The sequence below is a fragment of the Limnohabitans sp. 103DPR2 genome (genome assembly GCF_001412575.1).
In the GTDB taxonomy this organism is placed as follows: Bacteria; Pseudomonadota; Gammaproteobacteria; order Burkholderiales; family Burkholderiaceae_C; genus Limnohabitans_A.
Genome location: NZ_CP011834.1, coordinates 2,848,679 through 2,868,486 on the forward strand (window position 1 = coordinate 2,848,679; position 19,808 = coordinate 2,868,486).

Below are 19,808 nucleotides of genomic sequence, written 5' to 3' on the forward strand. Positions count from 1 at the left end.
GGAAAACTAAACCAAGCATTGCTCCAAACCTTGCAACAAAATGTCTTTGGGCAGGTCAATGCCAATGAACACCATTTTGCTGACTTTGGGCTCGTTTTCAGCCCAAAGTGGTCCCAAATCGCTGCCCATCAGCTGGTGAACGCCTTGGAAAATAACTTTCCGCTCGGTGCCCTTCATGTTCAAAACACCCTTGTAACGCAGCATGCGGGGACCGTAAACATTCACGATGGCGCCCAAAAAGTCTTCCAACTTGGCGGGCTCAAAAGCTTTGTCTGATTTGAAGACAAAGCTCTTCACATCATCGTCAAAGTGATGGTGGTGGCCATGCCCCTCCCCTTGATGCGAGGGGTGATTGCAGTGCTCGCCATGTTCGTGGTCATGATGATCATGGTGCTCATGGCCATGATCGTGCCCGCAATGCTCATCGTGCACATGCGGCGCTTCTTCTTTCAAAAAGTCAGGATCAATGTCCAATTTGGCATTCAAGTTGAAACCACGCAAATCAAACACTTCTGCCAATGACACCTCACCAAAATGCACCACCTTCTGAGGCGCACGCGGATTCATGTGGGCCAAACGGTGTTGCAAAGCCTCGAGTTCAGACTTTGAAACCAAATCAGCCTTGCTGATGAAAATTTGATCGGCAAAACCCACTTGCCGGCGCGCTTCCTGGCGATCGTTCAATTGCTGCGCCGCATGCTTGGCATCCACCAAGGTCAGGATCGAGTCCAACAAAAAGCTTTCCGCAATCTCATCGTCCATGAAAAACGTTTGCGCCACAGGTCCAGGATCAGCCAGCCCCGTGGTCTCAATCACCACGCGCTCAAAGTCGAGCTCACCCTTGCGCTTTTGAGCCGCCAATGTCTGCAACGTCGTCCGCAAATCTTCCCGAATCGTGCAGCAAATGCACCCATTGCTCATTTGAATGATTTGCTCATTCGTGTCCGACACCAGAATGTCGTTGTCAATGTTCTCTTCGCCAAACTCATTCTCAATGATGGCAATCTTCTGGCCATGCGCCTCCGTCAACACCCGCTTGAGCAGCGTCGTCTTACCCGAACCCAAAAAGCCCGTCAGGATGGTTGCAGGAATCAAAGCCATGGAAATACTCCGAGAGACAGAAAACAAAAGAGGACTGAAGTGTACCCACCCCAGAAAAAACTCAGCAGAAAGAGGTTGGAATCGGCTACCAATGGTCATTCCTGGGCAAGGATGACTTGTGCGGGTAACGATTTCTGGTACCCCAGTATGAGGCACCCGCACAAGGCGTCATTGTCCAGGAAGCGTGTGAAGTGAAGTTCAAATCTTCTTAACCACCACTAAGCCCTTAAGGTACTCCCCCTCAGGAAAATAAACAGTCATAGGATGGTCCGGCGCCCCTTGCAGCCGCTCACTGATGTACCCATCCACCCCTGCATCCGTCCCCGCAGACGCCACAATCTTGTGAAACAAATCGGCGCTGATCCCACCCGAGCAAGAGTAAGTGAACAACTCCCCCCCCGGTGCCAACAACTTAAACGCCAAGCGATTGATGTCTTTGTACGCCCGCGCAGCCCGATCGGCATGCGCTGCAGTCGGCGCAAACTTAGGCGGATCCAGCACGATGGCATCAAACTGCACACCTTGTTCAATGAAAGACCGCAGCGACGCATTGACATCCGCATCCATGAACGTGGTGCGCGACAACTCAAAACCATTCAGCAACACATTTGCCTTGGCCTTTTCCAAAGCAGGCCCCGACGAATCAATCGACGTTACATGGACTGCGCCACCCGCCAAAGCCGCCACACTGAACCCACCCGTGTAGCAATAGCAGTTGAGCACACTTTGAAACTTGCGAAACAGCGTGTGTTGGTAAAAGCGATAACGACTGTCGCGTTGGTCCAAATAAAAACCCGTCTTGTGGCCTTCGGCAATGTTCAGCAACAGCTGCCACTGATGCTCTTGCAGCGTGATCTCTGTGGGCCCCTCCCCGCGCAGCCAACCCGTCACCTCAGGCAAACCTTCGAGTGAACGCACATTGGCGTCTGAGCGTTCGTAAAGCTTGGTCAAGCCTGTGGCTTTGAGCAGCGCATCGGCCATCACATCCTTGAAACGCTCCGTGCCGCAAGAGGTAAATTGCGCCACCAAAGTGTCGTCATAGCGGTCAACCACCAAACCAGGCAGTCCATCAGACTCACCATGCACCAATCGCATCCCATTGCTTTGAATGTCAAACAAACTGCGCGCTTGCACCGATTTGTGAATCAGCCCTTCGATGAAGGCTGCATTAATGCGCTGCGCTTCATCAAAACTCCAAACCCTTGCGCGAATGCGCGAGGTGGGGCTGAAAGCCGCCCACGCCAAAAACACACCTTCATGTGACTCCACGCGCACGGTTTCACCGGCATCGGCGCTGCCCTTGGCAATGGCCGATTCAAAAATCCAGGGGTGTTGGCGTTGCAAAGAGCGCTCTTTGCCAGCTTTGAGTCGAATCGTTTTCATACTGCCATTGTCCCACTCTCGGTGGTTCAAAACAGATGCTGGTGCCGCCGATTATTTTTTCTCTTTGTTGCCAGCACCGCGCTTAGCGCGTGGGTGCGCCGCGTCATAAGCCTTGGCCAAATGCTGAAAGTCCAAACGTGTGTAGACCTGCGTGGTGCTGATGTTGGCATGGCCCAGCAGCTCTTGCACCGCGCGCAAATCGCTGCTCGACTGCAGCACATGGCTGGCAAACGAATGCCGCAACATGTGGGGGTGCACGGGGGTGGCCAAGCCCGCCAACAAACTGCGGCGCTTAAGGCGCTGCCAAACCGACTGCGCTGTGAGTCGCGTGCCATGCTTGCCCGGAAACAGCGCCAGCGCTGCGTCCGACAAACCGGGCACCGATTGCGTCATCATGCCCATGGCTTGGCTGCGCAAGGGCAACCAGTTTTCTAGCGCCTTGATGGCCGCTTGCCCCAAAGGCACCGTTCTGCGCTTGCCGCCCTTGCCCTGCACCATCACTTCGGCACCTTGCAAGTCAATCCAGCCGCGGCCCTTGTTGGAAGCTTCCGTACTGGCCACCACATCCAAACCCGTGAGCTCAGCCACACGCAAGCCACAGCCGTACAACAGCTCCACCATGGCGGCATCCCGCGCTTCTAACCAAGGATCGTCTGCTTCTTCGGTGTGCTCGGCCAACTGCACGGCTTCGTCCACCCCCAAGGCTTTGGGCAATGGCTTGGCCACTTTGGGCGCGCGCACGCCTTCTACGGGGTTGTGCGAAATAAGGCTTTCGCGCGCCAGCCAATGGTAGAAGCCGCGCCAGCCTGACAAGATGAGGGCAATGCCGCGGCCCGTGCGGCCGCCGCTGTGCATTTGCGCCACCCACCGGCGCACATGCAGGGTTTGAACTTGTGCCAAATCGACGTTGGCGGCCTGCGCCAACTCAGTCAGTTTTTGCAGGTCTAAGGCATACAGCGTCGTGGTTCGCTCGGCCAGGCGTTTTTCAAAACGCACATGGTCGAGGTAACGAGCAACGCGCTCGTCCATGCTTTAAACCTCAGTCTTTCGTGGGCAACAAAGCCGACAGTGCCGCACTGCACAACTCTCCCAAGTGCTCCAGGAAGTCTGTGCCCATGCCACTGTGAAAGCGTTGTGCATCGGGCGAAGCCAACACCAACAAACCAAACGGCGCTTGGTCTTTGCTCAAACGCAAGGGCAACAAAGCCACCGATGCCGCTTGTGCGGGCTCTTGTAACCACTGCACAGCTTCCACACCCGAGCTTGCACCGACAAATGGCGCTGTAAAACTGGCGGCAGCTTGCTTAACTTCATCGCTCACACTTTGGCTGTACGCTGCATTCGCAAAGGCTTCTGACACCCCCCACAAACGCACGCCGACTTGCGGCACTTGAAATCGCGCTTCAATGTTTTTCAAAGCAGAGGGCACACGCTCAGCCGCAGGCGTCTGCAACAACTCACAAGCCCACTTTTGCAGTTTCTCGGTGATGATCATGTTTTCGTTGCCATGGCGAATCATCTCCATGATGCGCATTTCCAGTGCACGAATTTTGTCTCGCAGCATTTGCGCTTGTCGCTCTTGCAAGCTCACCGAACGGTGGTTGTCGGGGCTGAGCAATTGCACAGAGGCGAGCAACTGCGCATGACGCTCAAAAAAATCAGGCGTGTTGGCCAAAAAATCAGCGATGTCATCTTCGGTGATGGGGTTCATCGGATTGATAGAGGTGGGGGTCATGCCTGTCTTTCAAATCAAGGTAAGTTGGGAACGTCAATCTCGCCTTCAAACACCGATGTGGCAGGGCCTGTCATGAAGACGGCTTGCGACAGATCGTTTTTGGCAAGGCCCTGCCATTCAATGGTGAGGGTACCGCCATGGGTTTGCACGTCCACTTTGGGGTTGAGCAGGCCCATGCGAATACCGGCCACCACGGCGGCGCAAGCGCCTGTGCCGCAGGCCAAAGTTTCGCCGGCGCCGCGTTCAAATACGCGCAAGCGCACGGCATCGCGGCTCACAATTTGCATGAAGCCTGCATTGACGCGATTGGGAAAGGAAGGGTGGTGTTCAATCAAGGGGCCATGGGTGAGAACGGGCGCGGTGTCCACGTTGTCGACCACCTGAACGGCATGTGGATTGCCCATCGAGACCACGGCCACATGCGCTTCAGCGTCTGTCTTCGCAGCTTTCAACGGCAATTGCCAAACTTCGCAGCCATTGACCAGCGCGTGCTTCAAACCATCTGCTTTGAACGGCACTTTGAGCAAATCCAGTATGGGCGCACCCATGTTGACGGTGACGCGGCCATCGGCGTTCATTTGCAATTCAATTTCGCCTTGCTGAACTTTCACACGAACGCGGTCTTTGGAGGTCAGGCCTTTGTCGCGCACATAACGCACGAAACAACGCGCGCCATTGCCGCAGTGCTCCACCTCGCCGCCATCGGCGTTGTGAATCACATATTCAAAATCCAGGGTGTCGTTGGGTGCGGGGCGCACCGTCAGAATTTGATCGGCGCCCACCCCAAAATGACGGTCGGCCAAGAAACGGTATTGGGCCGTGCTGAGATTGAAGCGCGCACGGGTTTCATCGAGCACCACAAAATCGTTGCCCGCACCCTGCATTTTTGTAAAGCGAATTCGCATGGCCGAATTATCGTCTGTTCGGCGCATTGTTTGAACAATGCCAGCACGCCAATGCGACAAGCCTCGCACTAGGACCGATAATCCATCCATGGTGAGACCTCAACAACTATTGCATCCCCAGCGAGAACCCGCCGCCACAAGGCCGGCTGCCACGGTGCTGTTGCTGCGCGACAGTGCGCAAGGCATCGAAGTGCTCATGACGCGGCGCTCGTTGACAGCCAGCTTTGCACCTGGCGCTTATGTCTTTCCAGGTGGCGGCATTGACGCACTGGACGCAGCTTCTCATGCGCAGGCCCTGCGACGACCCACCCAAAGTGACCTGCACCTCACTCAAGCCATTGCCGCCATTCGGGAAAGCTTTGAGGAACTGGGCATTTTGCTGGCTTACCGCGCCGACCACAGCATGGCCACCGCGCAAGACATTGCCTTGCTCGATCGCAGCAAGCCCTTTGCCGCCCAATGCACCGCGCTGGGCTTGAAGTTGGCCGCCGATCAGGTTTATGTGTTGGCCCATTGGATCACCGACCGCGATTTGCCCAAACGCTTTGATGTGCCCTTTTTGGTGGCACGCATGCCAGAAGATCAAACGCCCGTGGCCGACGAATCGGAACAATTTGAGCCTGTGTGGGTGAGGCCCTCTGACGCCCTCAAACGCCACGAAGCTGGCGACTTTTTCATCATCTTCCCAACCATTCGCACCTTGCAGCGCCTGACGCCTTTTGCCAATGTGCAAGCCGTATTAGACGCCTGTGCCGTCAATGACGAACCCTTGTGGACCAGCTGCCCGCGCGCAGGCTGGTTGGCAGGCAAAGAAGAGCGCTACATGGAACACGAATCGCCCTATGGCGAATTGGCCCTCACCAGCCCCGATGGCCAAATCGTGCACCACCTCGATTGGCAGTCCGATCACCCCGTGGCTTTGCTCAAAAATGTGCAACGCCTGACTGCGCCCAACCCTGGCGTGATGACTGGCCCCGGCACCAACACGTATTGGGTGGGCGATCCCCACAGCGGCTACATCGTGATCGATCCAGGCCCAGCCGACCCCGATCACTTGGACAAAATTTGGCGTGCCACCAGCGGCCAAATTCGCATGATTGTGTGCACGCATTCGCACCCCGATCATTCACCCGGCGCCAAGCCTCTGCAGGCGCTTTGCCAAGGGGCCTCGCATGGCTTGCCACCCGTGCTGGGCTTGCCTTCTGCCAGCACGGCCAATGCACAAAGCCAATTCACGCCCGATCGTTCATTGGCCCACGGTGAAATTTTGAAAGTGGGCGTGCACAGCCTCAAGGTGCTGCACACCCCCGGCCATGCGGCCAACCACCTTTGTTTGGCCTTGCTCGAAGATGGCCTCTTGTTTTCTGGCGATCACGTGCTCAATGGCAGCACCACGGTGGTCAATCCGCCCGATGGCGGCATGACCGATTACCTCGATTCGCTTGATTTGTTGGCCGCCGAATGCCGCACCCATCAACTCGAGTTCATCTTGCCAGCACACGGCTATGTGCTGGGCTTTGCCGAACAAGCCATTGCCCAACTCAAAGCACATCGCTTAAAGCGTGAAGCCAAAGTGATCGCCGCCATGCGCGCCTTGCCACATGGCACCCTAGAAGACTGGGTGGCACACGCTTACGACGACGTCCACGAACGTCTGTGGCCTGTGGCTGCACGATCTTTGCAAGCGCATGTGGACCGCATTCAGTCCATGCCACCAGGCAATCCATGACAGACCCTCACGCAACGGCTAGCACCGAAGGCATTCGCCTGTCCAAACGTGTGGCCGATATTTTGAAATGCTCGCGCGCAGAGGCGGAGCAAGTGATTGTGGGCGGCTGGGTCAAGGTCAACAACTTGGTGGTGGACGAACCCGCGCACCGCGTCAAAGACGAGCAAATCGACATTCACAGCACTGCGCAACGCGGCAAAGTGCCCTTGCTCACAGTCATCTTGCACAAAACCCCAGGGCAAAGTTGCTTGTCGCAAAGTCACAACAACATCTGGAAATCCCTCACACCCAAAACTCGTTCTCACCAAGATCGCTCTGGCATCACACTGACACCGCGATTGCAAAAATCATTGCAATGTGCGGCCGCTTTAGAAGATGCTGCCACGGGCTTGGTTGTGCTCACCGAAGACCCTGCCATGTTGCGCAAATTGCTGGATGAACGCACGCCTTTAGAACATGAAATGCTGGCCGAAGTGCAAGGGCCCGTGAGCCCTGATCAGTTGCACGACATGTGCCCCACAGGGCTCAAAACCAGCATCAGCAGTGCCGCCCCCGAAAAAACGGGTTTGCGCATGGCTTTCAAAGGTTACCAACCGGGGTATGCTGCAGGTGTCATTGAAAATACAGGGTTGCGGCTGACAGGTCTCAAACGCGTCCGAATGGGCCGTGTTGTGATGGCCCCCCTTGCCCCCGGTGAGTGGCGGGCCTTGATGCCCTACGAAAGATTTTGAGAAAAAACCCTGTTTTTGCGCATATTTGCCACATCCGGGCCTTGCAAACCCTTGAAATTCATCAGGGCATCCTCATTTAACTTGTAAGTTTGAGAGAATATTCACACGAATGTTCGTAGCTTGAGCTGAAAGGAAAAACTATATGCGTTTGAGCACCAAAAGTCGTTTTGCCGTCACGGCCATGATCGATGTCGCTTTGCGCGAAGATCGCGGTCCCGTCTCGCTCTCGGCCATTAGCGAGCGTCACCAAATTTCACTCTCCTATTTGGAGCAGCTGTTCAGCAAACTGCGTCAGCACCAATTGGTTGAAAGCACGCGCGGTCCTGGCGGTGGTTATTCATTGGCCCGCAGCGCCGAAAAAATCACCATGGCCGACATCGTGAGCGCTGTCGATTTCTCTGTTGAAGCTGAAGAGGCCAGCAACTCTGAAGGCAGCACATGGATGAGCAGCGAATTGTGGGCCAGCCTGAACGAGAAAATGTTGGCGCACTTGCAGTCCATCAGCTTGCGTCAACTGGTCTCTGAGCAGCGCGCCAAAGGCGTGACGGTTGAGCCAGCTCCCTCCGTGGTCAAGCGTGGCGTGTTTGCCAAGCCCAAGAGCCAGCCCGTCAAGATGAACGTGCCCAACTCGGTGTTTGCATTGGCGGCCAGCTTGGTGCCGACTCGCTAATCGAATCAAATTCGATGCAAAAAACGCGCCCTGGGTGACCAGGGGCGCTTTTTTTTTGGCTTTGAAACAGCCTTGAATAAAGTGTGAAGCCTACCGATAAGCCGGATTCTGTGCATTGAAGTTGCCCTCAATGTGACCGCCATTACTCTGGGCCGAGGGTTGCCCACTCGGCTCGGTGCTACCTACCCGCACACTCTCCGGAACCAGATCAACGTGTGCCTATTTGGTATTGCTGCGCGTAGAGATTGCCCGTTTCACCCGAACTGAATCGGCTCGTCTCTGTTGCTCTAATCCTCACCTTGTTGCCTTGCGGCCTTTCGGTGGAGAGGTGTTACCTCCTACGCTGTCCTGTGCAGTCCGGACGTTCCTCCAGTGCGGCCTTTCGGCCCATGGCCAAAGAAAATCTTTCGCCATGGCTTTGCAGCTTGCACCAGCGACGGTCTGGCAGGCTTCACACATGCATTATCGCCTCGCGGCATAACCATATGCAGGAATTGGCAGAACAAGTAGGTCAAAATCCGTCTCAGTCATTCGAATCATTCCCCTTTACACCCCAAGGACCGCGATCATGAAAGCTCAAAACGTCTTACAGACCATCGGTAACACGCCCCACATTCGCATCAACAAACTGTTTGGCGCCAATGCCAATGTGTGGATCAAATCCGAGCGCAGCAACCCCGGTGGTTCCGTGAAAGATCGCATTGCCTTGGCCATGGTGGAAGATGCCGAGAAAACGGGGGCTCTCAAAGCGGGCGGCACCATCATTGAACCCACCTCGGGCAACACAGGCATTGGTTTGGCCATGGTAGCGGCCGTCAAGGGCTACAAATTGATCTTGGTGATGCCAGACAGCATGTCCATTGAGCGCCGCCGTTTGATGTTGGCCTATGGCGCCACCTTTGATCTGACACCCCGCGAAAAAGGCATGAAAGGCGCCATTGCCCGCGCCGAAGAATTGGTGGCCAGCACCCCCGGCGCTTGGATGCCGCAACAATTCAACAATCCCGCCAACATCGATGTCCACGTGCGCACCACGGCGCAAGAAATCTTGGCGGACTTTCCCGAAGGCATCGACGCCATCATCACAGGTGTGGGCACTGGTGGCCACTTGACGGGCACTGCCAAAGTCTTGAAGGCCAAATTCCCCAATCTCAAAGTGTATGCCGTCGAACCCACCGCATCGCCTGTCATCTCTGGCGGTGCGCCTGCACCCCACCCCATTCAAGGCATTGGCGCTGGCTTCATTCCTAAAAACCTGGACACCAGCTTGCTAGACGGCGTGATTCAAGTGGAGGCCGAAGACGCACGCGAATACGCACGCCGCTCTGCACGCGAAGAAGGTTTGTTGGTTGGCATTTCTTCAGGCGCCACCTTGGCCGCCATTGCCCAAAAATTGAAAGAACTGCCCGCCGGCGCCACCGTGCTGGGCTTCAATTACGACACTGGCGAGCGTTACTTGTCGATTGAAGGCTTCTTGCCAAACTGAATATCAGCGCCTGCGGATGCCAAGCAGGGTTTCCTGGCTTTGCATCTCGCGCGATAATTGGCGGGTCTGCTTGATAACCACAAGCCCATTGATCGACTGCCATGATTCGAATCTCAGAACTCAAGTTGCCTTTGACTGCATTGCCAGTCGAAGTGCGCCGCGCCGCAGATGCCCCGTCAGAAACTGACGAAGATCGAATTCCGCCCCCCCATCCCGAAGAGGCTTTGCGCCAACTGGCTGCAAAAGCGCTGGCCATTGATGCGGTCGCGATTGACCAATTGCATGTTTTCAAACGCAGCTTCGACGCACGCAAAGCCGATTTGTTGGCGGTGTTCATTGTCGACATCACCTTGAAAGATCCCGCAGCCGAGGACTCGCTACTCAAGCAGTTTTCTGGCAACCCTCACATTCAAGCCACGCCCAACATGACTTGGCAGGCGCCTTGTCATGCACCTTCCAACTTTGGCTTGGAAGAAGGTGAACGCCCCGTGGTGGTGGGCTTTGGCCCATGCGGTATTTTTGCAGCCTTGAGCTTGGCACAAATGGGTTTCAAGCCCATCGTCATTGAACGCGGCAGTCCCGTGCGTCAACGCACCAAAGACACCTGGGGCTTGTGGCGCAAAAAAACTCTCAACCCCGAAAGCAATGTGCAGTTTGGCGAAGGCGGCGCCGGCACTTTTTCTGACGGCAAGCTCTACAGCCAAATCAAAGACCCGCGTCATTTGGGTCGCAAGGTGATGAACGAGTTTGTGCAAGCGGGTGCGCCTAGCGACATTTTGTTTGCGGCGCATCCCCACATCGGCACGTTCAAGTTGGTCAAGGTGGTGGAAAACTTGCGAGAGCAAATCATTGCGATGGGCGGCGAAGTGCGTTTTGAACAACGCGTGGTCGACATCGACATTGAAACCACCGCGCAAGGCCGACAAGTCACCGGCTTGCACATGGAAGACCGCAACACGGGCAAGCGTTCGCACTTGGCCACCCAGCATGTGGTGCTGGCTTTGGGCCACAGCTCGCGCGACACCTTCACCTTGTTGTACGAGCGCGGCGTTTACATGGAGGCCAAGGCCTTCTCGATAGGCGTTCGCATTGAACATCCACAAAGTGTGATTGATGCAGCCCGATGGGGCCGTCATGCCGGCCATCCTTTGCTGGGTGCGGCCGATTACAAACTGGTGCACCATGCGCAAAACGGTCGTGCGGTTTACAGCTTTTGCATGTGCCCCGGCGGCACGGTGGTGGCCGCCACCAGCGAACCTGGACGTGTCGTCACCAACGGCATGAGCCAATACTCACGCAACGAACGCAACGCCAACGCCGGCATGGTGGTGGCCATCGATCCTGAAGATTACCCACTGGATGTCGCTGCATGGCAAGCCGCCTTTGGTGAAGCCGATGGTTTGAAATGGGCCCTGCAAGCGCAAGCGATGGCACAGCAAAAACCCAAGGCTTATCACCCGCTGTCGGGCATTGTGTTTCAACGTTTGTTGGAATCTAAAGCCTTTGTGGCAGGCGGCGAAAACTACACCGCACCCGGTCAACTGGTGGGCGACTTTTTGCATGCGCGGGCATCCAAAGATTTTGGTGCAGTGCAGCCTTCCTACAAACCAGGCGTGAGCTTGGGCGATTTGTCACAAGTGCTACCCGCATTTGCGGTGCAAGCCATGCGTGAAGCGCTGCCGGTATTTGGTCGCAAGATCAAAGGCTACGACATGCAAGATGCCGTGTTAACCGGCGTAGAAACACGCACGTCATCGCCCCTCAAAATGACACGGGGTGAAAACTTTCAAAGTTTGAACACCCTGGGCCTGTATCCGGCTGGTGAGGGCGCCAGTTATGCTGGGGGTATTTTGTCGGCAGGTGTGGATGGCATCAAAGTGGCCGAGGCTTTGGCCCAAGCCATAACGGCAAAGACCTGAAGCAAGGCAGCATCACTAAGATGCGAGGGCTGCCTCGAATTACTGGAATGTGTACTTGGTGCCCAAGCTGAACACAGCTTTGCCGCCTTGTTTGCCCCATGTGCCATCCAGCTGCAAACCTGGCAACACATCTCTGCGCAAACCAACACCCACCAAAGGCTTGGACGCACGCTGCGCCACTGACTCAATGTGAGCGGTCCAATCACCCATGGTTTGTTCCCAGGCCACACCCCAAGACGGCACATCTTTGCCTTCAGCATCTCTGGCGCTGACCAAACTTGAATGAAGGGTACCTGCGCCCATGTCGCAGCTTGTATTGCCCGCCACAAAAGATTTTTGACCTTCACCTTTTTGCCATTGCGTCACGCCCAACACCCACGCATAGTGGCAAGATTTTTCTTTGGGTGCCGTCACTTGCATCTTGGCTAGAAAATTTTGACTGTGAGGACCGCCTGAAAAAGTTCTCACATCTTGTGCAACCAAATCCAGGCCAGGCAAAGGCGAGTAAGTGGGCGCAATGGTCAAGGTGCGCGAGCCATCGGCTGCACGGGACCAAAATGTTTCAACGTGGGCCACGCCCTGATCGTTCACATTGGCGTCGTCCACATTCAAAGGACGGCCTGCCTGTGCAGATACACCCAACAAAGTCAATGCCAACAGGCTGAGGATTTTTTTCATAAACAAAGTCGTTTCAAACTTAAACAAACAACACAGGACCCATGGACACCACCAACAACAGGGCCATGCTCCAATTGAAAATACGGCGCCATGTATCTTGTTGCAAATAGCGCTCTAACTTAGCGCCCAGCCACACCCACAAACCTACACTGGGGAAATTGATGGCGCTGAACATCATGCAAGTGAGCACCACAAAAGTGAGCGATGCATCGGTGGGCATATAGTTGCTGAAATAGCCAATGGCCATGATCCACGCTTTGGGATTGACCCACTGAAATGCGGCAGCACCCAAGAAGCTGATGGGTTGCGTGGCCTCTTCGCCATTGCGCTCTGGCGCACCACTGCGGGCGACGCCCCATGCCAAATACACCAGGTAAGCAAAGCCTATGACCTTCATCACTTGGTACACAAAGGGATAGGCCTTCAGCAAACTTTCGAGGCCCGCACCGACCAACAGCAGCATCACAAAGTGACCCAAAGAAACGCCCAGCCAATGCGGCAGTGTGCGCTTCACACCAAAGTTAACGCCCGAGGCCAACAGCATCATGTTGTTGGGCCCTGGGGTCACCGAGGTCACAAAGGCAAACATGGCCATGGCCGCCACCAACTCCACATTGAAGTTCATGACTGACTGGCCTTCGGCCATTGGGTGTGAAACTTGCCGGGCTTGTCCAAACGTTGATAAGTGTGTGCACCGAAGTAGTCGCGCTGCGCTTGCAACAAGTTGGCGGGCAAGCGCGCCGTGCGGTAGGCGTCGTAGTAGCTCAACGCACTCATGAAGGCGGGCACTGCCACACCATTCATGGCAGCCATGGCCACCACCTCACGCAAATCTTGTTGGCACTCGGCCATCAGGCGTGCAAAGTGATCGTCCACCAGCAAGTTGGTGAGCTCGTTTTGGTTGGCAAATGCACGGCGAATGTCTTCGAGCAAATGCGCACGGATGATGCAACCGGCGCGCCACACCGACGCCACTTTGTCCATGGGCAATTGCCAATCGTGTTCTTTGTCGCCCGCTTTGATCAAGGCAAAGCCTTGGGCGTAGGCGCAAATTTTGGCGGCAAGCAAAGCCTTTTGAATTTTGGGCAAGACTTCTTGGAGGTTTTGTACAACTTGAGGCTGAGGACCCTTCAGTAATTTGGAAGCCACCACGCGCTCGGGCTGCACGGAACTCATGGTGCGCGCAAACACAGCGTCGGCAATGGTAGGCGCACTGACGCCCATGTCCAATGCAATTTGGCTGGTCCATTTGCCTGTGCCTTTTTGCTCTGCGGTGTCCAGAATCATGTCGACCAAAGCATTGCCGGTTTCTGGATCCTCGTGCGACAAGATGTCGGCGGTGATGTCGATCAAGTAGCTGCTCAACTCACCTTCGCCCCATTCACGGAACACCGTGCTCTTTTGCTGCGCGGTCATGCCCAAGCCCTTCATGAGCGCATAGGCTTCGCAAATCATTTGCATGTCGGCGTATTCAATGCCGTTGTGCACCATCTTCACAAAATGGCCTGCACCGCCTGGCCCCATCCATTCACAGCAGGGTTGACCGTCGTCGGCTTTGGCCGCGATGGCTTGCAGAAAGGGCCGCACCAAAGGCCACGCTTGCGCGCTGCCACCCGGCATCAAAGCGGGGCCCTTTAAAGCACCTTCTTCACCACCACTGACGCCAGAGCCGACGTACAAGATGCCGGTGCCTTCAAGCGATTCCATTCTGCGTTGGGTGTCACGATAGAGGGTGTTGCCACCGTCAATGACGACGTCGCCTGCATTCAACAATGGCGTGAGTTCTTTGAGGACGACGTCAACTGGGGCGCCAGCAGGCACCATAAGCCAGACGCGTCGGGGCAGTTGCAAGTTGGCGACCAAATCTTTCAAAGTATTGGCTGCGCAGGCGTTCAGGCCTTCTGTGCGTTTGGCAAAGCTGTTGCGTTTGTTGTCGTCGAGGTCAAAGCCTGTGACGCTGAAGCCGTTGCGCTCTAAGTTGAGGGCCAGGTTTTCGCCCATGACGCCGAGGCCGATGAGTCCAATGTGTGATGCTTGCATTTGACTGTGTTTGTTTTTCAGAATTTGTGCGCGGATTTTCGCATGGGGTTGGGGGAAATAGCGTCACCTCTGTTTGGAGGTTGGAAGGCACTTCTATATGGGTAGAGGTTTGAGCAGACAGGTAGGGGCGTCTTCCTCATACTGGAGTACCAGAAATCGTTCAGACGCCCCTACCTGTCTGCTCAAACCTTTGGGTGGCGTGAAGATTCCTTGCCAAATAAATGGGGTCAGATCAACATTAATTTTGTCAATCGGTGTGGGCAGAGGCCAAGGGCGGGCTGACGATTTCTGGTACCCCAGTATGAGGAAGCCCGCCCTTGGCCTCTGCCCACACTGATTGGAAATTAATGTTGATCTGACCCCATTTATTCCACCGTCACACTCTTCGCCAAATTGCGAGGCTTGTCCACATCAGTGCCCCGCGCACAAGCCGTGTGATAGGCCAACAACTGCAAAGGCACCACGTGAAGAATAGGTGACAGCACGCCATAGTTCTCCGGCATGCGAATCACGTTCACACCTTCACTGCTCTCAATCTTCGTATCGCCATCGGCCAACACATACAGCACACCGCCGCGTGCACGGACCTCTTGCATGTTGCTCTTCAGCTTCTCTAGCAATGCATCGTTCGGTGCAACCGTCACCACCGGCATCTCGCTCGTTACCAATGCCAAGGGACCATGCTTCAGCTCACCCGCCGCATAGGCTTCGGCGTGAATGTACGTGATCTCTTTCAACTTCAACGCACCTTCCAAGGCAATCGGGTAATGCGTGCCACGGCCCAAGAACAACGCGTTTTCTTTCGATGCAAACTCTTGTGCCCAGCTGATGATTTGGGGCTCAAGTGCCAACACCGCTTGCAACGCTGCGGGCAAGTGGCGCATGGCTTTGAGGTGCATCGCTTCGTCTGCATCACTCAAACGACCTTTGCTTTGCGCCAAGGCCAGCGTCAACAAAAACAAGCCCGCCAATTGGGTGGTGAAAGCCTTGGTAGAGGCCACACCAATTTCAGCGCCTGCGCGCGTCACATAGGCCAACTTGCACTCACGCACCATGGCCGACGTGGCCACGTTGCAGATGGTGAGCGTGTTCTGCATGCCCAAACTTTGCGCGTGACGCAAAGCGGCCAGTGTGTCGGCCGTTTCGCCCGATTGCGTGATGGTGACCACCAAGGTTTTGGGGTCGGGCACAGAATCTCTGTAGCGGTACTCGCTGGCAATTTCGACTTGGCATGGGATCTGCGCCACCGACTCCAACCAGTACTTGGCCACACAACCGCTGTAGTAACTGGTGCCGCAAGCCAAGATCAAAACCTTGTCGATTTCTTTGAACACCTTGAATGCGCTGGCCGATTGCCCACCACCGCTCACGCCGTCAAACAACTCCGGCACGATGTGTTCCACACCTTCCAAGGTGTCGGCAATGGCGCGGGGCTGCTCAAAAATTTCCTTCTGCATGTAGTGTCTGTAGGGGCCTAACTCGGCAGCGCCGCTGTGGGCGTGCACGGTTTTGACGGGGCGCTCTACACGCTGATGGTTGCGGTCCTCAATCCAATACTTGCCCAACTGAATGTCGACCAAGTCACCTTCTTCGAGGTACACAATTTGATCGGTCACACCCGCCAGGGCCATGGCATCGCTGGCCAAAAAGTTTTCGTGGTGTGATGTGCCCACACCCAAAATGAGGGGCGATCCGGCACGTGCACCCACCACACGTTGCGGTTCGTCTTTGTGAAATACAGCGATGGCGTAGGCGCCTTTGAGTTCACTCACTGTGCGTTTGACGGCATCAAACAAATCACCGTCGTACACGCTGTCCACCCAATGCGCGATCACTTCGGTGTCGGTTTGGCTGGTGAACACATAGCCTTTGGCTTGCAGTTGGGCACGCAATTCATCGTGGTTTTCAATGATGCCGTTGTGCACCAAGGCCACGCGACCTGGCTTGTCTTTCAAGCTCTCCAAACTGCCAGGGCCTGAGCTGAAATGTGGGTGCGCGTTGTGGACTGCAGGCGCGCCATGTGTGGCCCAGCGTGTGTGGGCAATGCCGGTGCCGCTTTCCAAATGGTCAGTTTGAATCTGGTCCATCAACTCGGCCACACGGGAGGTGCTTCGCGCACGTTTCAAGCCGCCTACGCCGCGCTTGAGACTGGCTTCATGAATGGCCACACCGCAAGAGTCGTAGCCACGGTATTCGAGGCGCTGCAAGCCCTGAACCAGGATGGGAACGATGTTTCGATCGGAAACTGCACCAACAATGCCGCACATAGGATCAACCTTTGATTTGAAAGTGCGTGAATCTTAGGCGGCTTGAATAGAAATTACTTTTAATAATTTTTTATATTATTGAAATAATATTTCACAAATATAAATTCATGATTTATTATTTCATTAATTAAATTAAATTGAAATAATTCATATGTCCACCTCCTTTGAAGCCAACACCTTATCCGGCAGCTTGGATGCCATTGACCTTCAATTGCTGGCCATTTTGCAAGCCAATGCCAGCATCAGCAACATTGCATTGGCCGACAAATTGCACATTTCCGCGCCCACCTGCTTGCGCCGCACCAAGCGTTTGCAGCAAGAGGGTTGGATTGAAAAGCAGGTGGCGATTTTGTCCTCCGACAAAATGGGCCGGTTCATGGGCCACAGCGTCACAGCCTTGATTGAAGTGAGCTTAGACAAACAAGGCGAGGAATTACTTCAGGCCTTTGAAACGCGCGCCGTTCAAGAAGCAGCAGTTCAACAATGCTGGCGTGTGTCGCCAGGCCCAGATTTCATGTTGGTGGTGCAAGTGCCCGACATGCCGGCCTATTTGGCTTTCACCCAAAGGCTGCTGACGCAAGACGCCAATGTGCGAAACGTGAAGGCTTTTTTCAGCGTGAAGCGTGCCAAGTTTGGCACTGAAATTCCGCTGCCCATCGCTATGCCTTAAGAGGTTAGAAATAGCGCAAGGGTTGCAAATTTACTTGGCAGGCTTTGGCGCTTTTTGGGGCCGCTTCCAATTCGCAATGCTCACTTGCTTGCCGCGCGCCACACTCAATGCGCCAGGTTCGGTGCTCTTGGAAATGGTCGAACCGCCACCCACAGTGCCCCCCGCGCCAATCGTGACAGGCGCAATCAACACACAGTTGCTGCCCACATGCACATCGGCTTCAATCACGGTGCGGTGTTTGTTGGCACCGTCGTAATTGGCCGTGATGCTGCCCGCGCCATAGTTGACGCGCTCGCCTACGGTGGCATCGCCCAAGTAGGCCAAGTGATTGGCTTTGGCACCTTTGGCCAAGGTGGAATTTTTCACTTCCACAAAATTGCCAATGTGCACTTCGGCGCCCAGTTGCGCGCCAGGACGCAAGCGGGCAAAAGGACCAATCAAAGCGCCCTCGCCCACGGTCACGCCTAATTTTTCACCATCGATGTGCGTGAAGGCATGAATGACGGCACCTGCGGCAATGCGTGCATTCGCAATGACACAGTTGGGGCCAATGCGCACGCCTTCACCCAAGTGCACTTGGCCTTCAAACACGCAGTTCACATCGATTTCCACATCGGCTTCGCAGGTCAATTCACCGCGCACATCCAAACGCGCAGGATCGGCCAAACGCACACCTTGCACCATCAGCGCGTTGGCTTGTTGCAATTGGAACGCGCGCTCAAGTTGCGCCAGTTGCTGCGGGCTGTTGACGCCCGTCACTTGCAATTCGTCTTGAATGCGATGGGCCACCACCGTCACGCCGTCGGCGACGGCCCACTTCACCACATCGGTAAGGTAGTACTCGCCTTGGGCGTTGTGGTTGTCGAGTTTGGCCAGCCATGTTTTGAGTTGGCGCGCAGGCACCGCCATGATGCCGCTGTAGACCTCTTGAATTTTCAGTTGCTCTGGGGTGGCGTCTTTTTGCTCAATGATGGCTTGCACGGTATCGCCTTGCGCGGTGCGCACGATGCGGCCGTAGCCTGTGGGGTTGGGCATGTCGAGGGTGAGCAAGGCCAAGCGATCTTCGCCCGCACCGTGAACGCATACCATCAAAGCTTTCAGCGTGTCGGCTTGTGTCAAGGGCACGTCGCCCGACAACACCACCACCAAGCCATCATCTGCCAACACAGGCACGGCTTGCTGCACGGCATGGCCAGTGCCCAACTGAGGTTCTTGCCTGACAAACTTCACCGCCAAGCCAGAAGCTTGCTTGGCCACGGCGGCCTCCACCTCTTCAGCACCATGTCCGGTGATGACAACGGCAGATCGGGCTTGAAGCTGCGCAGCAGTTGACAACACGTGGCCCAGCAAGGGCTTGCCCGCCAATCGTTGCAAGACTTTGGGCAAACGGCTTTTCATCCGAGTACCCTTACCCGCCGCCATGACAACCACGTCCAAGGGCCGTTGAGGTGACAATGCTGATTGGTTTGTTGAGGTGTCCGACATGGCGAAAATTTCCTTCTGGGTACGAATTATCGCGGCTTCTGTGGCGGCTGTGGTGGTCAGTGCCAGCTTAAGTGGCTGCAGCGCCATCAAATTGGGCTACAACCAACTGCCCGAGATCAGTTCGTGGTGGCTCGACAACTACATCAACTTCACCGACACCCAAGCAACCCAAGCCAAGCAAGCCCTGAAAAAACTACATGCTTGGCACCGCAAAGAAGAGCTGCCTTTGCTGGCCGATTTGCTGGTGCAAGCTCAAAGCATGGCGCCGCAAAATATTTCAACCCAACAAGCTTGCGAGGTTTGGGGCAAGTTAGAAAAACGCATCGAGTCTGTCGCTATGGAAAGCTCACGCTTGGCCACGCCCATTGTGTTGCAACTGACACCGCGGCAACTGCGACATTTGGAAAAGCAGTGGACGGTAAAAAATGAAGAATGGAAAAAAGATTGGCTGCAGCCCAGCGCCGATGACCGTTTGAAAAAACGCCTTGATGCCACGGTCGATCGATTTTCAGATTTTTATGGCGACTTGAGTTCTGAGCAAATCAAGATGTTGCGCCTACAAATTGAACAGTCACTGTGGTCACCCGAGGTGGCCATTCAAAACCGCATCAAGCGCCAGCAATCGCAATTGCTGGTTTTGCAGAGCCTGACTCAAGACGCATCAAAGCCGGGGTTCAATTTGGCGCAAGCCGAAAATATTGTGTTGCAACTCAGCCTGCAATCGATTCGCCCCCAAGACCCTGCCTTGCTCAATTTGCAACTTCAGCTTGAGCAACAAGCGTGCTTGAACTTCTCACAATTCCACAACACCACCACCCCAGCGCAACGCCAAAAGGCGCAACGCCGTTTGCGCGCATACGAAAAAGACATTCGCGACTTGATTTAATTGGGGTCAGATCAACATTAATTTGGTCAATCAGTGAGGGCTAAACCCAAGGGGGGCTTCCTCATACTGGGGTACCAGAAATCGTTCAGCCCCCCTTGGGTTTAGCCCTCACTGATTGGAAAT

The 19,808-nt window shown here is 55.2% G+C and carries 17 protein-coding genes and 1 other RNA gene; 7 read left to right on the forward strand and 11 right to left on the reverse strand.

Features of this window, described 5'->3' with window-relative positions; genetic code table 11:
• Positions 1-6: 6 nt before the first annotated feature.
• From L103DPR2_RS13740 to dapF, 5 genes are all read right to left on the reverse strand, one after another.
• Positions 7-1,101 carry a CobW family GTP-binding protein gene (locus tag L103DPR2_RS13740; RefSeq protein WP_055361656.1) on the reverse strand — a complete coding sequence of 365 codons (1,095 nt, stop codon included), beginning with the start codon at positions 1,099-1,101 and terminating at the stop codon, positions 7-9.
• A 198-nt stretch (positions 1,102-1,299) separates the two neighbouring features.
• Positions 1,300-2,484, reverse strand: a complete 1,185-nt coding sequence (locus L103DPR2_RS13745) for a class I SAM-dependent rRNA methyltransferase (RefSeq protein WP_055361657.1) — start codon at positions 2,482-2,484, stop codon at positions 1,300-1,302.
• 51 nt (positions 2,485-2,535) lie between these two features.
• Entirely contained in the window at positions 2,536-3,513 is a 978-nt protein-coding gene (locus tag L103DPR2_RS13750) for a tyrosine recombinase XerC (protein WP_055361658.1), read from the reverse strand.
• A gap of 10 nt (positions 3,514-3,523) precedes the next feature.
• Complete coding sequence (locus tag L103DPR2_RS13755) at positions 3,524-4,219, reverse strand: DUF484 family protein (protein ID WP_055361659.1); 696 nt, start codon at positions 4,217-4,219, stop codon at positions 3,524-3,526.
• Between the two features lie 14 nt (positions 4,220-4,233).
• Positions 4,234-5,124: a diaminopimelate epimerase gene (gene dapF, locus L103DPR2_RS13760; RefSeq protein ID WP_055362074.1), complete on the reverse strand. Its 891-nt coding sequence runs from the start codon at positions 5,122-5,124 to the stop codon at positions 4,234-4,236.
• Positions 5,125-5,212: 88 nt separating this feature from the next.
• On the opposite strand from dapF, the gene L103DPR2_RS13765 reads away from it, so the two are divergent.
• The 3 genes from L103DPR2_RS13765 (at position 5,213) to L103DPR2_RS13775 (ending at position 8,254) form a co-directional block, all read left to right on the forward strand.
• On the forward strand, positions 5,213-6,853 hold the full coding sequence (locus tag L103DPR2_RS13765) for an MBL fold metallo-hydrolase (RefSeq protein WP_055361660.1): 1,641 nt from the start codon (positions 5,213-5,215) through the stop codon (positions 6,851-6,853).
• Complete coding sequence (locus L103DPR2_RS13770; protein ID WP_055361661.1) at positions 6,850-7,584, forward strand: RNA pseudouridine synthase; 735 nt, start codon at positions 6,850-6,852, stop codon at positions 7,582-7,584. Before L103DPR2_RS13765 ends, L103DPR2_RS13770 begins: the two co-directional genes overlap by 4 nt.
• Before the next feature lie 142 nt (positions 7,585-7,726).
• Positions 7,727-8,254: an Rrf2 family transcriptional regulator gene (locus L103DPR2_RS13775; RefSeq protein ID WP_055361662.1), complete on the forward strand. Its 528-nt coding sequence runs from the start codon at positions 7,727-7,729 to the stop codon at positions 8,252-8,254.
• An 81-nt stretch (positions 8,255-8,335) separates the two neighbouring features.
• Here L103DPR2_RS13775 and rnpB read toward each other — a convergent pair.
• Positions 8,336-8,707, reverse strand: an RNA gene (rnpB, locus tag L103DPR2_RS14185) — RNase P RNA component class A.
• Positions 8,708-8,822: 115 nt separating this feature from the next.
• Here rnpB and cysK point away from each other — a divergent pair.
• Together cysK and L103DPR2_RS13785 are read left to right on the forward strand one after the other, a co-directional pair.
• Positions 8,823-9,740 carry a cysteine synthase A gene (gene cysK / locus L103DPR2_RS13780; RefSeq protein ID WP_055361663.1) on the forward strand — a complete coding sequence of 306 codons (918 nt, stop codon included), beginning with the start codon at positions 8,823-8,825 and terminating at the stop codon, positions 9,738-9,740.
• 101 nt (positions 9,741-9,841) lie between these two features.
• Positions 9,842-11,659, forward strand: coding sequence for an NAD(P)/FAD-dependent oxidoreductase (locus L103DPR2_RS13785; RefSeq protein ID WP_055361664.1), 1,818 nt, complete (start codon positions 9,842-9,844; stop codon positions 11,657-11,659).
• A gap of 39 nt (positions 11,660-11,698) precedes the next feature.
• Here L103DPR2_RS13785 and L103DPR2_RS13790 read toward each other — a convergent pair whose 3' ends face one another.
• From L103DPR2_RS13790 to glmS, 4 genes are all read right to left on the reverse strand, one after another.
• Complete coding sequence (locus L103DPR2_RS13790; RefSeq protein ID WP_055361665.1) at positions 11,699-12,337, reverse strand: hypothetical protein; 639 nt, start codon at positions 12,335-12,337, stop codon at positions 11,699-11,701.
• A 19-nt stretch (positions 12,338-12,356) separates the two neighbouring features.
• A complete protein-coding gene (locus L103DPR2_RS13795; protein ID WP_055362075.1) occupies positions 12,357-12,962 on the reverse strand; it encodes a LysE family translocator in 606 nt (201 codons plus the stop codon).
• Positions 12,959-14,377 (reverse strand): NADP-dependent phosphogluconate dehydrogenase, encoded by a 1,419-nt coding sequence (gene gndA, locus L103DPR2_RS13800; protein ID WP_055361666.1) that lies wholly within the window; start codon positions 14,375-14,377, stop codon positions 12,959-12,961. The genes L103DPR2_RS13795 and gndA overlap by 4 nt, the downstream gene beginning before the upstream one ends.
• A 365-nt stretch (positions 14,378-14,742) precedes the next feature.
• Positions 14,743-16,644 (reverse strand): glutamine--fructose-6-phosphate transaminase (isomerizing), encoded by a 1,902-nt coding sequence (gene glmS / locus L103DPR2_RS13805; RefSeq protein WP_055361667.1) that lies wholly within the window; start codon positions 16,642-16,644, stop codon positions 14,743-14,745.
• 151 nt (positions 16,645-16,795) lie between these two features.
• Between glmS and L103DPR2_RS13810 the strand changes: the two genes are divergently transcribed.
• Positions 16,796-17,314 carry an Lrp/AsnC family transcriptional regulator gene (locus tag L103DPR2_RS13810; protein WP_055361668.1) on the forward strand — a complete coding sequence of 173 codons (519 nt, stop codon included), beginning with the start codon at positions 16,796-16,798 and terminating at the stop codon, positions 17,312-17,314.
• A gap of 30 nt (positions 17,315-17,344) precedes the next feature.
• Here the strand turns inward: L103DPR2_RS13810 and glmU are convergent, their stop codons facing one another.
• On the reverse strand, positions 17,345-18,799 hold the full coding sequence (gene glmU, locus L103DPR2_RS13815; RefSeq protein WP_055361669.1) for a bifunctional UDP-N-acetylglucosamine diphosphorylase/glucosamine-1-phosphate N-acetyltransferase GlmU: 1,455 nt from the start codon (positions 18,797-18,799) through the stop codon (positions 17,345-17,347).
• Here glmU and L103DPR2_RS13820 point away from each other — a divergent pair.
• Positions 18,798-19,685 (forward strand): DUF6279 family lipoprotein, encoded by an 888-nt coding sequence (locus L103DPR2_RS13820; RefSeq protein WP_055361670.1) that lies wholly within the window; start codon positions 18,798-18,800, stop codon positions 19,683-19,685. The genes glmU and L103DPR2_RS13820 overlap by 2 nt on opposite strands.
• The last annotated feature ends 123 nt before the right edge of the window (positions 19,686-19,808 follow it).